The organism is Microcoleus sp. S1D4 (assembly GCF_036700765.1).
Lineage (GTDB): Bacteria > Cyanobacteriota > Cyanobacteriia > Cyanobacteriales > Microcoleaceae > Microcoleus.
Genome location: NZ_JAUBPP010000007.1, coordinates 197,051 through 213,548 on the forward strand (window position 1 = coordinate 197,051; position 16,498 = coordinate 213,548).

At 46.8% G+C, this 16,498-nt stretch carries 8 protein-coding genes; 5 read left to right on the top strand and 3 right to left on the bottom strand.

The annotated features are described in order from the left end of the window. The first annotated feature begins 11 nt into the window (after positions 1–11). From QT998_RS10320 to QT998_RS10335, 4 genes are all read left to right on the top strand, one after another. Positions 12–3,551 (top strand): sensor domain-containing protein, encoded by a 3,540-nt coding sequence (locus tag QT998_RS10320; protein ID WP_333086939.1) that lies wholly within the window; start codon positions 12–14, stop codon positions 3,549–3,551. Between the two features lie 56 nt (positions 3,552–3,607). Beyond that, positions 3,608–3,844, top strand: a complete 237-nt coding sequence (locus QT998_RS10325; protein WP_333133075.1) for a hypothetical protein — start codon at positions 3,608–3,610, stop codon at positions 3,842–3,844. Positions 3,845–3,903: 59 nt separating this feature from the next. Beyond that, complete coding sequence (locus QT998_RS10330) at positions 3,904–5,562, top strand: CTP synthase (protein ID WP_333086938.1); 1,659 nt, start codon at positions 3,904–3,906, stop codon at positions 5,560–5,562. 492 nt (positions 5,563–6,054) lie between these two features. Continuing rightward, entirely contained in the window at positions 6,055–6,480 is a 426-nt protein-coding gene (locus tag QT998_RS10335) for a hypothetical protein (protein WP_194009205.1), read from the top strand. 546 nt (positions 6,481–7,026) lie between these two features. Here QT998_RS10335 and QT998_RS10340 read toward each other — a convergent pair. Together QT998_RS10340 and QT998_RS10345 are read right to left on the bottom strand one after the other, a co-directional pair. After that, positions 7,027–7,926: an ROK family protein gene (locus QT998_RS10340; protein WP_333086936.1), complete on the bottom strand. Its 900-nt coding sequence runs from the start codon at positions 7,924–7,926 to the stop codon at positions 7,027–7,029. Between the two features lie 155 nt (positions 7,927–8,081). Beyond that, a complete protein-coding gene (locus QT998_RS10345; protein ID WP_333086935.1) occupies positions 8,082–8,612 on the bottom strand; it encodes a hypothetical protein in 531 nt (176 codons plus the stop codon). Between the two features lie 355 nt (positions 8,613–8,967). Here QT998_RS10345 and QT998_RS10350 point away from each other — a divergent pair, with 355 nt between their 5' ends. After that, the gene (locus QT998_RS10350; RefSeq protein ID WP_333086934.1) at positions 8,968–10,377 is read left to right on the top strand and encodes an adenylate/guanylate cyclase domain-containing protein; all 1,410 of its coding nucleotides are present in this window, start codon (positions 8,968–8,970) and stop codon (positions 10,375–10,377) included. 756 nt (positions 10,378–11,133) lie between these two features. Here the strand turns inward: QT998_RS10350 and QT998_RS10355 are convergent. Beyond that, positions 11,134–15,354, bottom strand: coding sequence for a chemotaxis protein CheB (locus QT998_RS10355; protein ID WP_333114474.1), 4,221 nt, complete (start codon positions 15,352–15,354; stop codon positions 11,134–11,136). Between the last annotated feature and the right edge of the window lie 1,144 nt (positions 15,355–16,498).

Genomic DNA, 16,498 nt, shown 5'->3' on the forward strand with positions numbered 1-16,498 from the left:
GGTATTAATCAATGTTCGATCGAGATTTATTTTTTTACTTTGAGATTCTTGTATACCTTCTAGGATTATCAGCGACTTTAGCTTTTGCTGGAGCGATTTATCTCAAATTGCAGCGAAGGCCTCCCAATCTGCCGCCCGCAAAGCAACCACAGCCGCCCCAATTAAACGGCGATTTATTTGCAAAATTGAAAATTAAGAAAAACTTTTGGCTTTTCCCCAACTCAAATCTGTTCCCCGTCGCTGACAGATTCTTGCGTAAAATTTTAGGTATTGTCCGCGCTCTATTATTCCCCCAGCAACAGCGCCCAACAGTAAACTCTTCACCTGTTGTGGGGTCTTGCACCAGCAAAGCCACAAGTTTGAGCGTGGAGGGAGAGATGACCCAAAATTCCTCTCGCCCCCAGGCCAGCAACCAAGCCGCTGTCAGCGATTCCCCGGAATTAGATCGAGACTTGCTCGGCCACATCCTAGCAGGTACTGATGCGCCGGGAGGAGCCGAATTCTTTGATACTTTAGTTCGCCACTTGGCCCGTGCACTCGGAGTTCGCTGCGCCGTGGCGGCCAAGTCGATTAAGTCGATCGAACGCAGCGATGCAATTCCCGATCGATTGGAAGTGCTCAGTTTTTGGAGCGACGGACAGCTACAGCCAAATTTTGAGTGCGATACCGCCAACACTCCCGAAACCCTAGTGTTCGAGCAGGCAATGTACTCCTGTCCAGACGGTCTAGTGGAAGCCTTCCCACAAGACCGCAGAGCGGTGGTTACAGGTTCGCGCAGTTTTGTCGGAGCCCTGCTCAAAAACTCTTACGGCGAACCTTTAGGGATTATTTGTATTTTCGACGATCAACCTTTGCTAGAAGCAGAACTCACTAAATTTCAACTAATTCTCAGCATATTTGCCGGACGCGCCGCCGCTGAATTAGAGCGGCAGCGCCTAGAAGCAGCACTCTGCACCGTAGAAGCGAAATACTGCGCCCTTGTAGAACAAATGCCGGCTGTCACCTACATTTCTACCCTCAACCGCAGCGCTGCCAAACTTTACATCAGCCCACAAATCGAGACTTTTCTGGGTTATTCTGTAGCTGAATGGAGGGCAGACCCAGATTTGTGGCTGAAACTCGTTCACCCAGAAGACCGTGATCGCGTGTTAGTTGAAAACGCCACACAAAAATTTAGCGAGGGAGAAGATATCTTTGGCGACGCCCCGCTGGTTTCAGAATACCGCGCGATCGCCCGCAACGGTCGAGTCGTCTGGTTCCGCGATCGAGCGATCGCAGTTCGCGATGAAGCAAGCAAATCAGTCATCATTCAAGGCGCGATGTTTGACATCACCGAGACTAAAGTAGCAGCCAGCGCCCTGCTAGAAAGCGAATACCGCTATTACACCTTGGCAAAAATCCTGCCAGTCGGGATTTTCCGCGCTGACGCGGCTGGAGATTGTTTTTACGTCAACGAGCGATTTTTGGAGATGGCGGGACTGACAGTCTCACAAGCACTCGGCGAAGGTTGGACTCAAAGTTTGCACCCCGAAGACCGCCAGAGCGTTTTGAGCCAATGGTATGGCGCTGTTAAAAACAAGTTGCCTTGTAAATTAGAGTACCGCTTTTGCAACGGCGACCGCACAACCTGGATATTTTGGCAAGCAGTCCCGGAAATTGCCAACAGCGGGGAAGTTCTCGGCTATCTCGGGACGCTGACGGATATCAGCGATCGCAAACAAGCGGAAGAAGCGCTGCAACAAGCCGAGGAAAAATACCGCAGCATCTTTGAAAACGCGATCGAGGGAATTTTTCAGACAACGCCCGACGGGCGCTACCTCAGCGCTAACCCTGCTTTGGCGAGAATTTACGGCTACGAGTCAGCCCCGGAACTGATCGCAAACATACACAATATTGATCGCCAACTCTACCTCGATCCCAACCGCCGCGTCGAATTTTTGCGCGCGATCGAAAAACACGGTTGTGTGTCAGAGTTCGAGTCCCAAGTTTACCGCGCTGACGGCACTACCATCTGGGTTTCCGAGAACGGCCGGGCGGTTCGCGACGCTGGTGGCAATTTGCTTTACTACGAAGGCACTGTCGAAGATATCACCCTCCGCAAAATAGCAGAAGAGAAGTTAGTACACGATGCTTTGCACGATACGCTAACGGGTTTGCCCAACCGAGCTTTATTTATGGATCGCTTAAGACACGCGATCGAGCTTTCAAAACGCCGTCCCGAGGTTTTGTTTGCGGTGCTGTTTATCGATCTCGACCGCTTTAAGGTTGTCAACGACAGTTTGGGGCATTTAGTGGGCGATCGCTTGCTAGTCGCGATCGCGCAGCGCCTGGAAACCTGTTTGCGCCTTGGAGATACCGTTGCCCGTCTCGGCGGCGACGAATTCGCTATTTTGTTAGAAAATATCAACAATACAGAATATGCAATCCAAATTGCCGAACGAGTGCAAGCGGAACTAGCAGAGCCTTTTTACCTCAACGAATATCAAGTTTTTAGCAGTGCTAGCATTGGCATTGTTTCTTCTGGTTTACCTCCGCAGCCAAGGCAAAGCAGCGAACTATCGGACTCTGGAAATGTCGAAAATATCGATCGGGCAACTGCTTTGTCTTGCTTGTCTTCCGACTCTCTCGTTGCCAATGTCCCGTTCCAAATGTTGTACGATCGACCCGAAGAATTGCTGCGAGATGCAGATGCAGCTATGTATCACGCTAAGGGATTGGGGAAAGCTCGCCACGAAGTTTTTGACTTAAGTATGCACACTCGCGCCGTCGCTCTTTTGCAACTAGAAAACGATTTGCGGCGAGCTCTCGACTCCCATGAATTTCGGCTTTACTACCAGCCCATCGTCTGTCTAACCAGCGGTAAAATCAGCGGTTTTGAAGCGCTGCTGCGGTGGTATCACCCTTCGCGAGGTTTAGTATCTCCCGGCGAATTTATTTTAGTCGCAGAAGAAACCAGATTGATTGTACCGATTGGTTGGTGGATGATGCGATCGGCTTGCCGTCAGATCCACCAGTGGCATCAAAGATTTCCCATAAATCCGCCCTTGACTGTCAGCGTCAACCTTTCTAACGAACAATTCAAACAGCCGGATTTAATCGATCGCATCAGCGAAATTTTACAAGAAACTCAACTAGACCCCCGCAGCTTAAAATTAGAAATTACTGAAGGCGTAATCATGGACAATGCCGAATCAGCAGCCGCTACCCTCGCACAATTGAAAAATTTAGAAGTTCAATTATATATTGATGATTTCGGCACAGGCTATTCTTCTTTGAGCCGCCTGCACACTTTTCCAACTGACGCTTTAAAGATCGATCGAGCTTTTGTCAGCCGCATGACTGAAGACGAAGGCAATGAAGCTATTGTACAGACTATTTTAATTTTAGCCACTCATTTACGCATGGATGTAATTGCTGAAGGAATTGAAACCATCGAACAGCTTAATTTGCTCAGATCGCTGAAATGCGAATACGGACAGGGATACTTTTTCTCAAAGCCGGTAGACACCATTGCAGCCACGCTTTTAATAGAAAGTCAACCAGTCTGGTAATTGGGAAGAAAAAATCAGGAATAAGGGAGGATCTGTGTTTGGGATTATAGACTTCGGTGTTGCATCTGCCCGATATCTGCGGTTTCTGGATCGATCGCCTGCATCTGGGTTTTGTAAAAAGCATTTTTTGTTTGAGTGGTGGGGCGATCGCCATACAAATGTTCGCGCACAGGTTGTTAATTTGGGCGATCGCTCTCAAAACCCGTGCAAAACGCCCGATCGAGCCAATCTGCAACCCATCGCCTCCCCACCCGTACAGGAAAAATGCTCTAGCCCTGCTGGACAATTTTTGATTTTAGCTCTTAAAGTTGAGTGTTACCTTAACTGAGAAACATCTAAAGTTGAAAATCCTATGAGCAAATTTGTGTTTGTGACCGGCGGCGTGGTTTCCAGTATCGGGAAGGGAATTGTCGCTTCTTCCCTCGGCCGCTTATTGAAGTCCCGAAACTACTCGGTCTCGATTTTGAAGCTAGACCCCTATATTAACGTTGACCCCGGCACTCTCAGCCCGTTCCAGCACGGAGAAGTCTTTGTCACCGAAGACGGTGCGGAAACCGACCTGGATTTGGGGCATTACGAGCGTTTTACCGATACTTCCATGTCTCGCCTCAACAGCGTCACCACGGGTTCGATTTATCAAGCTGTGATTAATAAGGAACGCCGCGGCGAGTATCAGGGGAGCACGGTGCAGGTGATTCCCCACATCACTAACGAGATTAAAGAGCGCATTCACCGAGTCGCAAAAAATACTAACCCCGATGTGGTGATTACGGAAATCGGCGGCACGGTGGGAGATATTGAGTCTTTGCCGTTTTTGGAGGCAATTCGCCAGTTTCGCAAGGATGTCGGGCGGCAAAATGTCTTGTATATGCACGTAACGCTGATACCTTGGATTCCTTCGGCTGGGGAGATGAAAACTAAACCGACTCAGCACTCGGTTAAGGAGTTGCGGTCGATCGGCATTCAACCAGATATTCTAGTCTGTAGGTGCGATCGGCCTTTACCTTTGGGCCTCAAACAAAAATTGTCGGAATTCTGCAACGTACCCGAAGAATGCGTCATCACGGCTCAAGATGCCAAAAGTATCTACGAAGTGCCTCTAATGATGGAAGAAGAAGGTTTGGCAGAACAAACCATCAATTTGCTGCAACTCGAACAGCGGCAACCCGATTTGACTCAGTGGCAAACCTTAGTCAAGCGGCTTTACAGTCCCAGCCACAAGATTGATATTGCTTTGGTTGGCAAATACGTGCGGTTGAACGATGCTTATCTTTCGGTGGTTGAAGCTTTGCGGCACGCGGCAATTGCGATCGGCTGCGACGTAAATTTGCACTGGATTAACTCAGAAGATTTAGAATCGGGAAATCTCGATAATTATCTCAAAGATATCAACGGCATTGTTGTACCCGGAGGTTTTGGGATTCGGGGAGTCGATGGCAAAATAGCGGCGATCGAATATGCTAAACAGCACAAAATACCTTTTTTGGGATTGTGTTTGGGGATGCAGTGTGCTGTGATTGAATGGGCGCGCAACACCGCCCAACTGAAGGATGCCAACAGTGCTGAATTTGACCCAACTACGGCAAATCCGGTAATTAATTTATTGCCAGAACAGCAAGATGTAGTCGATTTGGGCGGTACAATGCGACTGGGTTTGTATCCGTGTCGCGTCAACCCAGACACCCTCGCTTTCAAACTTTATCAAAAAGAAGTGATTTACGAGCGGCACCGCCACCGATACGAATTCAACAACTCCTACCGCAATCTGTTCTTAGAATCAGGTTATGTGCTATCGGGAACCTCTCCCGACGGCCGATTGGTAGAAATGATCGAATTACCCAACCATCCCTTTTTCATCGCCTGTCAATTTCACCCTGAATTCCAATCTAGACCTAGCGCCCCCCACCCCTTGTTTCAGGGGTTTATCCAGGCGGCTAGCACCCAGGGAAATCAGGATGTTTTAGAAACTGAGCCTCGGGACTTGGTAGCGGGGAAAGTTGCCGGAAGTTAATCTCCTATCCTGTGCGATCGATTAGTTTTGATATATTAAATGTCTGTAGGGACGGGTGAGTGCAGACAAATATTCACATAGGACGCATAATCGATCGCACTCTCACCCGTCCAACCCAACAATAGAATTTAAGAGGGGTCTCATCTACCGGACATGATATCGGGCAGCATTCTCAACGACAAAAAACCTCACCTCTGTCCTAACATAGGGTTTGGGGGGCTAGTACCCCAAGGTATAAGGGAAAACGTAAAAGGTAAAAAGCAAAAATACTGATATTTCTACTGAATTTTTTAGCTGTGATTTCAATAGTGATACCAATCTCAAAACACAATACAACTACAGGTAAGATGCCAATCCCCACAATCATCAGTCATTCTCAATCTAAAATCGATCGACTGAGCGTTAGCCGAAGTCTAAAATCTAAAATCTAAAATGGTATGAATTGTCAAACTATCCTAAAATACCAGGAAACGCAGGTTTGAGGAGGGTTGTGTGGCTTACTGGAGCAAGTTTATTTATGAAAAAAATACATACATAATTGATCTTGACACTATTAGTGCTTTTTCGAGCGAACTGGATAACAAGCGCATCACATTTTGGCTGCCTAATAGCAGTCAGCCGATTATCCTGCATCCCCAAGGCAATCATGAGGCTTACAAGCAAGTTCTCGATTACCTCAAAAAAACCATCGATCGCAATTCTAGAGGTTCGTGGATAAAAATTCATTTTGACCGCAAGGAATTTGCGATCGATTTAAGTCGAATTAGCTCTTTTGTTTGCGAACAAAACGGTCGGCTAATCAGCTTTTTTCTGCCTGACAGCGCGACTAATATTATCCTCATGCGCGAAGGCAACTCAGACGATTATCAAAAAATTCAGGAATACATCAAAAATACGACGGGGCAGTCTCTGCCATGAAGAAGTCATTGGTCATTGGTTGTTAGTTGGCAGTTGTTAGTTGTTAGTTGGCAGTTGTTAATTTTTAGTTGTTAGTTGTTAGTTGTTAGTTGTTAGTTTTTAGTTTTTATATCAATACGGTTTACTTAAGACGATCTCCCTGGCACACCCCTTAAAAAGGGGAGTAGGGGTGGGACAAGAATGCTCTCAAAGTCCCCCTTCTTAAGGGGGACTTAGGGGGATCTCCGGGGCATAAATATGTTAAGTGAACCGTATTAGTTTTTATATCGTTTCCGCTTGCATTGGAATGATTTAACCGGCGCTAGAACACAGAGTACAGAGAGTCCGAGAATATATATCTGAATCATTCCGATGCTACCGGATTTGATATTAGTTGGTAGCGGCGGTGGATGGTGCGGGCCCGCCCTCTTAGTTGGCAGTTGTTAGTTGTTATATCAAATCCTGTCTTCAGCGGAATAGTAAATTTACTATTAACTGTTAACAAATAACAAATAACAGTTAACTGTTAACATCATGTATGAGTACAACCAAAATTGATATTAGTCATCAGTTATTAGTCATTAAAGCTAGCTGCCAAGCTAATTTTGCGGCGCCTGCCATACCTGCTTGATTGCCCAATTGGGCAAGCAATAACTGCAAATCTTCGCGAGAACTAGGTAGCACCCGCCGCTCAATTTCGGCTCTAACCGCAGGCAAGAAGAACTCTGCACCCGCACTAATTCCACCGCCGATAATAATAGCTTCCGGTGTTAAAACATAAATCAGACTTGCTAAACCGATACCGAGATAGCGCCCGTAATTTTGCCAATATTCTAAAGCTTTGGCATCTCCCGACTTAGCTAAATTTGCTAATTCTAGGGGTTCCAAACCAGTGTCGCGGCGAATTGCTTGCACGGAAACGTATTGTTCTAAAGAACCGCGATTGCCGCTGTTGCACTCCGGGCCTTCGGGATTGATGGCAATTAATCCTAACTCTCCTGCCGCGCCTAGATGACCTGTAAATAGTTTGCCATCTAAGATAACTGCACCGCCGACTCCTGTTCCTAATGTTAGCAATATGAGGTTTTTAAAGTGCTTTCCTGCACCTAACCAAGCTTCTCCCAATCCGGCACAGTTCGCGTCATTTGCTAATATTGTTGGCAGTCTGGTTTTGGCTTCCAACAAGTCAGCTAGGGGGACGTTATGCCAATTTTTGAGGTTAATTGCGACTCTGGCTATTCTGCCGGCGGCGTCTGCTGGGCCTGGTGTGCCGATACCGATCGCACTTACAGCATTTTCGGCAGGATTCAGTTGTAAAATAGCATCGGTGATGGCAGCTAAGACAGCCTCTGGAGTTGCGGGTTGAGGAGTCGGAACTGTTAAAGATTGGTGACAAACACCATCTTCGCTAAATCTGCCGAGTTTAATTGCGGTGCCGCCTAAGTCGATGCCGATTACTTGTGTCATTACAATTTCAGTTTGTAGTGAGGAATTCAGTTTTGTTTAGTCCTATTTGAGTGCGTGAAAATTACCGACGGAAGCGGCGCTTAATTGCTAAGAATATCATGCCGATCGCCCAACTCGACCAAAATGCTAGATATAGGCAAGTTCGGCCATTCAATTCATCCGGGCACATCTGACGCGCCGCTGCGATTCCCATCCCCAGAAAAACCTAAACCATTCCCAACAAACACCGCCTCAATCACATTCCCATATCCAACATCATCCTCAACCACCGGTAGCGGAAATCGCGTCAAAATCTCCCGCCCAATATCCCCCGCCACCTGCGACAATTCCCCGCTACCCATTCTACCAAACAAACCCAGCCTGCGCGCCAATTCCTGCAGCGAAGCCACCACATCCGCAGGGGCGGTGGATGATGCGTGCGTCTCCTCCTCAAACAATCGAGTTCCAAACCGTCGCAACCAACCAGCCAATTCACTATCTTTAAGCCGTTTTGCGATTAAAAATCCCGCGACATCCCCTCGACTCCAGCCAGCATTTACCCCTTCCAGAATTTCCATAAATTTCGATTCGTATTCCGCGTCTGTGAGGGTGGGGCGGATGGGGGTATTTTGGGGTTTTGGTGGGGGTGCGGAGCCCAATAGGCGCTGAATTAGTTGTTTGAGGAATTGCCAAATTTTGTTTAGCATTTGTGGTATGGGGATGGGTGGGATATTTGCTATTTTAGTCTGGTTTCAATCGAGAGCCTCTGGGGCTGAATTGTTGTTTGAAACTAAGATTGATTATAATTAATTCGCCGGACATTTTATAATATATTCCTGAAGACAGATGCAGCGATCGCTCTTGTGTAACAACTGACCCATCCTTCAGCCTAAAGAAACATCGCCTTTAGCTTGCTAATTTGTTAAGATTTATACACAGATCAGGGACAGCGGGACAGGTGCAAATTTATCAGAATTGTCAGGGAAGAACCAAGCAGACGAAGAAATTATCTGAGACAATGCTTAAAAATTTCTTGCCCTGACGCTCAAAGGCAAGCAGCTCGTGAATATCGAATTATTAACAGAAAAAGTAGAACAACTTAAACAACGTTCCAATTCTAGCAAAGGAACGATCGACCAAATCGAAAACTGGTTAATCGGTTCCCACATTTTGCAGAGATTGCGGATTAATCCTTACTACGTAGCCGGCGATACTGTCAAGAATGTTAAAAGAATTACTTCCGAATTTCTGCACGGAGTAAAAGCCGGCACTTTTGACCTGCACTGGGACATTCACTGCCCGCACTGCAACATGATAGCAGACGAATTCAAGGATTTGGCAGACGCATCGGAAATGTCTTTTTGCCCAATGTGCGATCGCGAGTTTAACATTGATTTGCTCGATCGCATCGAAGTTACTTTTTCCCTCAACAAAGAAATCGAAGACCCGAAACTGCGCCCCATCTGTGCTCCCCCTCCGGTACTTCATAACAAACTGCAACTGGTAACACCTTTATGCTGCACCGCATCCGAGATAATTATCTTAGAAAGCGGTCAATATCGGTACTGCTGTCCCCTCACCTTAGCTAAAGGGATTTTAAAAGTTGAAGGCGAAGCAACCGAAGAAATACAAGAAATTAAAATCAAGCAGTTAACGGGGCCAGATTTTGACAAACAAAAGCTGACTGTGCGTCCGGGAAAAGTTAAAATCGAACTAACTAATACCGAGCACAATTTGTCCGGGCTGATTTTGCATCCCGATGAATTGCCCGAAGAATTGACATTAGAACAACTGCCCCTGCGACTGTCAGGAATGCAACTGCTTCACCACCCAGATTACAAGCGTTTGTTCGGCGAAGCAGCGATATCGGAAAGAGAGCGAGTCAAGATTCGCGCGATTACTATTATGTTTACCGATATTACTGGTTCTACCAGAATGTACGAAACCCTTGGAGATACTAAAGCATACAATATCGTGCGCGATCATTTTGAAATTTTATTTGAGTCGGTAGAGCAATTTGGCGGCAAAGTCATTAAAACCATCGGCGATGCCCTTATGGCTTCTTTTATCAGCAACGAAGAAGCAATTATGGCGGCTGCTGCTGCTGTGGCCAGTTTCAGAAAGTACAACTCTACTCGCCCGCCTGCAGAGTGGATTCGTGTTAGCGTGGGCATTCACCGAGGGACGGCTTTGCTGGTAAATCTCAATAATGCGATCGACTATTTTGGATCTACAGTCAACAAAGCGGCTCGCATTCAAAATCTTTCTAAAAGTGACGAAGTTTCGTTTTCCGAAGAAGTTTATCACGACCAAGCATTTTTGACAGCCTTAAAAGCTATAGGTGTGTCGGAAATTCACAAACGTGTTGAAGATTTAAAGGGAATACAAGGCCCACAAATCGCTTATACGGCGAGGATTAATACGGAATCTGTTATCGCTTTGGCTGCTGAACTAATCGCTGAAAAAAACTAATTCATGAAGGGACGAATATATTGGTTTGCCGGCTCTTTTTGGGAACCACTTAGCAATGAAAATTTAATAACTTAAGCGATTATATCGTTTCCGGTAGCATCGGAATGATTTAACCGGTGCTAGGGCGCAGAGAACACAGAGGAAGACAAGAGAGAGATGAATACAGAACTATGAAGCGCGGATTTGATCTGACTCGATTTTATAATTCCGATGCTACCGGATTTGATATTACTCGTTACCAGGAACAGCCTGGTAACGATTAGTATGCCATGTTTGGCCAATCCCTCCGCTTCGCTCCGCCCAATGCCCTGTTTGGCCAATGCCCTGTTTGGCCAATGCCCGATAGTACCTCATCTTTCTGAGAAAGGCTATAGAACAATACGGTTCACTTAACATATTTATGCCCCGGAGATCCCCCTCGCATCCCCATTAGGTCGGGGGACTTTGAGAGCATTCTTGTCCCACCCCCTACTCCCCTTCTTAAGGGGGGTTAGGCAGGGTGGTTTTATTGTGGGGAGAAGAAATCTGAAACGACAGAAAGCACCGCTCAAAGCTCGCGTCTGGGACGCAAGTGTTATATTAATAAAGGTACGTAGTTGGGCTTTAGCCCTCTTTATATATACGTCTAAAGAGGGCTAAAGCCCAATTACGTACCTATTTCTAGGATGACAATAAAACCACCCTGCTTCTTAAGGGGTGTGCCAGGGAGATCGTCTTAAGTAAACCGTATTGGGCTATACATTAGATCAAAAGTATTTAACATCGTCCTACTAAATTAGCAACAATTAATGCTAGTTCAACGGGTTTCACAGGCTTAGTAATATGCCTTTGAAAACCTGCCTCGATCGCCTTTTTGCGTTCGGGCTTGCTCGCATAGGCAGTCAGCGCAATGGCTGGGATTTGTCCTCCGGCTGCCTCAGCAAGAGCTCGCACTTCTCGAATCAAGAAATACCCATCTTCCTCCGGCATGGCGATATCGGAGATCAGCACGTCGTATCTGCCGGGATTTTCAGTCAAAGCAGCGATCGCACTTCTGGCAGATGCAACCGTCACAACCTCCGCCCCGTAGCTTTCGAGCACAAATTCCAATAACTCGCGCGTATCGATGCGATCGTCTACAGCTAAAATGTGCAAGCCTGCGAGAGAAGGGACGGTATCGCTAGATGCGTCGCCTGAATTTGCAGCCAATACAGTTGGTGGGAAATCGATCGCCCCTGTCAACACTTCAGCCGAGTCTGGCAAAGGCAATCTCACAGTTATTGTAGTTCCTTTTCCCTCCCCCGGACTTTCGGCGAGCACGATTCCCCCGTGCAATTGCACCAGATTGTAGACGATCGACAAACCCAATCCCAGCCCTTGATTCGTCTTAATGCTGCTAGAATCTCCTTGGCGGAAGCGATCGAAAATATGCGGTAACAACTCCGGCGCAATGCCTTTTCCCGTGTCAGTAACTCGAAGTTGAGCGCGAAGCTCGATCGGCTCCAAGGAAACTTCCACTCGTCCCTCCGGTGGAGTAAACTTAATCGCATTAGACAGGATATTCCACACAACTTGCTGCAAGCGATCGGCATCGCCTAAAACAGTTATAGAAGTCAACTCCGAAACAATTTCAATGTTTTTGGTATCCGCTGATAGTTGAACCCCGTCGAGCGCAGCTTGCACCACTAACTGCAGATCCATCGGACTGGTATCGAGAACGAGCTTGTTGCCAGTAATCCGCGAAATATCCAGGATATCTTCGATTAACTGAGCTTGCGCCAGCGCGCTCCGCTCGATCACCTCTAGAGCGCGATCCGCGACGGCTTCCTTCAGCTTCCCGCTACGCAGCAGTTTCGCCCACCCCAGGATCGGAGTCAGGGGATTGCGGAGTTCGTGGGAGAGATTCGCCAGAAATTCGTCTTTAGTGCGGTTAGCAATTTCTGCTTCTTGGCGGGCAAACTGTTCCTGTTCCAATAACTGCGATCGCTCCGTCTCAAACTGCTTGCGAGCAGTGATATCCTCCAAAGACAGCAAAATCATTAAAGCTTGGTCTTCTCGTTCAAGTTTGCAAGCATTCAGCAGCATAGTTTTGGAGCCGATATTCTCAAAGAAATGAGTCAACTCAAAGTTTTGAAGCTGAACATCGCTCACCAGAATATCTTCCAGAATCCATCGCAATTGCGGGATGTTCCACTGCCCGTTTCCTAGCTCAAACAGCGAAGATTGCGCTGTTTCTGAGGATAAAACCTGAAACGTTTCATAGAACGATCGATTTGCTTTGTGCACTCGGAAATCAGCATCTAGCGTGACTAAAGGCGTTTGCACAGTTTCCACAATAGCTTCAGCGTAGTTGCGCGCCTCCTCCAAAGTTCTGGCACTGCGTTTTAGAGCATCAATATCGATCAAAACCATCACCACGCCCTCAATCTGGTTTTCCGTGGTGCGGTAAGGGCGAATGCGGAGGTTGTACCAATATCCCGACAAAGTTTTAACTTCTCGTTCTTGCGTCTGGAGAGTATCAATTACCTCCAAAATCATCTGTTCCAAGTCAGGAACATCAAGAGTCGATCGGATGTCGCTAAAGGGTCGTCCAATATCTGTGATAATCAGATTAAAAAGTTTCTGCGCCGTGGGCGTAAATCGTCGAATTTCTAAATTGTTTGCCAGCATTAAAACTGGGATATTGATACTAGCAAGCAAGTTTGTCAAATCGTTATTGACCAGGCTTTGTTCGAGATTTCGGCTGCGAAGTTCCTCGTTAGTGGTGGTGAGTTCCTCGTTAGTAGCTTGAATCTCTTCTTTAGCAGTTTCTAGTTCCTCGTTGATGCTTTGCAGTTCCTCATTGCTGGAGAGGACTTCTTCGTTGGCAACTTTGAGGTCTTGGTTGAGATTTTCCTGCTCTTGGATTAGCGATTGCAGGTGCGATCGCGCCGCAAGTTTTTCTTGGTTAGCGGCGGCAAGCGCCTGCCTCAGCCGCTCATTTTCCGGATCGGAATCACCTCGATCGCTATTTTGGGCGGTGACGGTGGAAAAGTCGCTCGCCGGGGCTAAAACTTCTTCAAACAGCACCAAAAAATAGCGTGCTGCGGTGGTGCGCGACTGGAACGGCACCACCTGAAGATTCACCGCAGACGATCGCCCGCCCCATTCAACCAATACCCTTTCTTTCCTAACAGTCGCGTTCTGCGTTTGTGCCTGAGAAATTGCGGTGCGAAGATCCACAAGCAAGCCTCCCCTTGCCATTGTCAGCAAGTTTAAGTCCGGCGTTCCGGCTACCACTCTAAAGTAAGGATCGATATCTCCCCGCACTTGCAGGATTTTCATCTGCTCGTTAACAAGCACGCTGGCTGGGGCGTAGCGATTCAAAATCAGTTGGTCAGTTTCGCGTTCTAAGTCAAAATTATCGATCGAATTTTCTTCATTCATTCTCTGTTCTAGAGCAGCTTTAACGACGGGATAGGAACTCGGCGCGAACGAAAATGTGGGACGAGTTGCCGTCAAGTTTTTGGCATAAATTTTAGACTTTTTATCGACAGAAGTAAACAAATATGAAAATTTCCCCGTACTTTCAGAACTGCCTAACAACAGAAAGCCTGCTGCGTTGAGACTGTAATGAAAAATCGGCATCACTTTTTTTTGCAGCGACTCTCCCAAATAGATCAGCACATTGCGGCAGCTAACTAAATCGAGATTGGAAAAAGGCGGGTCGCTGCTTAAGTCTTGTCGCGCAAATACACACAGTTCGCGGACTGCTTTGCAGATTCTATAACTACCTCCTTCTTCGGCGCGAATAAAGAAGCGAGTACGGCGTTCTGGTGAAACGTCTACCATCTGGTTTTCTGAGTAGGTGGCAGACCTCGCTTTGCCGATCGCCGTCTCGCTGATATCTGTAGCAAAAATCTGAATCGGCATAACTCGATCGCCCAAAAACTCTAACAAACAAATGGCGATCGAATAAACTTCTTCACCAGTAGAACATCCCGCCACCCAAATCCGAATCGGAGCTTCTGGAGATTTATTTTGGGTAATGGCGGGGAAAACCAGCTCTTTTAAATTTTCAAAGGCTTCGGGATCGCGGAAGAAACTGGTAACGTGAATCAAGATTTCTTCATACAAAGCTGTGACTTCAGCCGCATTTTGTCGCAGGTATTCGGCATAATCATCGAGGTTTTCGAGCTTGTACAATACCATCCGCCGCTGGATGCGCCTCGCGATCGTTGTGGGTTTGTAGTGGCTAAAATCAACGCCTGCGGTTGATTTTAGCAGGGCAAAAATAGTTGCCAGGGCATCTCCCGGTTCGGGCGATTCTTCAACTTTTGCTAGGGAAATTGTGGAAGTTAGAAGGCCGCTGCCGCTATAGTTTGCCAGTTCCTCGGCAATTTTTTCCGGCGGCAGAACAAAATCGACATTCCCTGTAGCGACAGCGGTATTCGGCATACTATCGAATTTTGCCGTGTCTTGACATTGAGCAAAAGTCATGCCTCCGGCTGCTTTGATTGCCTTGAGCCCTAGGGAACCGTCTCCGTCTCCCCCGGATAATACTACGGCGATCGCCTTGTGGCCGCGATCGGTCGCCAATGAGGTAAAAAACGCATCTCCCGGCATATATTTGCCATAAATCTTCTCGCGCGGGGATAGTTGCAGCACGCCTTTACACAGCACCATCTTGGTGTTGGGCGGAATAATGTAGACTTGATTCGGCTCTACAGCCATGCCGTCTTTTACCTCACTAACAGGCATTTTCGTCTGTCTGGCGAGAATCTCGGTTAGCAGACTTTTGTGATCCGGGGCTAAATGCTGAATCAGCACAAACGCCATACCCGTATCTACCGGCAAATGGCTGAGTAACCCCGTGAATGCTTCGAGCCCTCCTGCTGAGGCGGCAATCCCGACAATGGGAAAGGGGGCTTCAGTTTCGGCTAATTGTTGGCTGTCGAGGGCGGCTGGGGCGATCGATTCTGCTGGTTTAATTTCAGGGGAAGATTCATTAGAAGTCATGATGTGAATTCCGGGACTTCAGCTAATCAGTAGCATACATATTTTGTAAGCCGACCACTGAGTAATTTGTACTATTTTTATTTTAACTTAAATGGTCGGCATTCTCCCGTTTTTTTAAGGTATTAGTAAATAGTTATAACTATTAGACACCTCCAAAACTTCTGATTTGCGATATTATTAGGCTTTGGGCTTTCTTTTTCCTAATTCTTGGAAATGTCTGTGACCGATGAGCGCGAGCCGATCGCTCTATCTGATATTGTGCGAGACGATAGCGCCATAGTTAGTTAAGGGCGATCGTCCTAGTCCCCGGTGATACCGGGAGAAACCCGGTTTCTAGGAGTTTTTAGTTAGGTGACGATAAATATAGATAGAAACCCGGTTTCTGAAATTTACGTAAGGGAAATAAACCCGGTTTCTGAGATTTACGCGGGGGAGAGAAACCCAGTTTCTACGACTTTTTGTTAGGTGACGATAAATATAGATATAAACCCGGTTTCTGAGATTTACGCAAGGGAGAGAAATCCGGTTTCTACGACTTTTTGTTGGGTGATAATAAATATAGATATAAACCCGGTTTCTGAGATTTACACGGGGGAGAGAAAACCGGTTTCTACGACTTTTTTGTTGGGTAATAATAAATATAGATAGATAGATAGAAACCCGGTTTCTGAGATTTATGCAGAATAAATATTTCGCTCTCGATCGCACAATTAATTCCCACAATTTACCGCAACCGACGACAATTTATGTCATAGTTGTAAGGAAAAAGTTATTAAATTAAAATATCCCTACCTTCCCAAGTAAGCGATAAAAGCTTAAAATAGGGTCTTCTGAACAGAAAGTAGGGGGTATGCGAGCCGGTTCTCAGCCCGAACGATGGGACAACCAAATAGGCCCTCGGGAGGATAGTATTTAAGCGATTTCGTGCTTAATTTATGAATATGGCAGCCGCCGACGAGAGTATAAAAAAAAACACGATTTTTCAAGTATTTGACCCCAATTCCTACCATCGCTCTAACACCGTACCTAATCCCTAATACCAATTTTTTATGATGCCCCGTAGAATCTGATCCCCCCTAACCAAGAGGGCGGGCACGCACCATCCACCGCCCCTACTAAGGGGAGTAGGGGGTGGGACAAGATT

What these genes read in the sequence shown, in the direction of transcription:
- QT998_RS10320 (WP_333086939.1), top strand. Translation starts at nt 12, where the DNA reads ATGTTCGATCGAGATTTATTTTTTTACTTTGAGATTCTTGTATACCTT.
- QT998_RS10330 (WP_333086938.1), top strand. Translation starts at nt 3,904, where the DNA reads ATGAGCAAATTTGTGTTTGTGACCGGCGGCGTGGTTTCCAGTATCGGG.
- QT998_RS10340 (WP_333086936.1), bottom strand. Translation starts at nt 7,926, where the DNA reads ATGACACAAGTAATCGGCATCGACTTAGGCGGCACCGCAATTAAACTC.
- QT998_RS10345 (WP_333086935.1), bottom strand. Translation starts at nt 8,612, where the DNA reads ATGCTAAACAAAATTTGGCAATTCCTCAAACAACTAATTCAGCGCCTA.
- QT998_RS10355 (WP_333114474.1), bottom strand. Translation starts at nt 15,354, where the DNA reads ATGACTTCTAATGAATCTTCCCCTGAAATTAAACCAGCAGAATCGATC.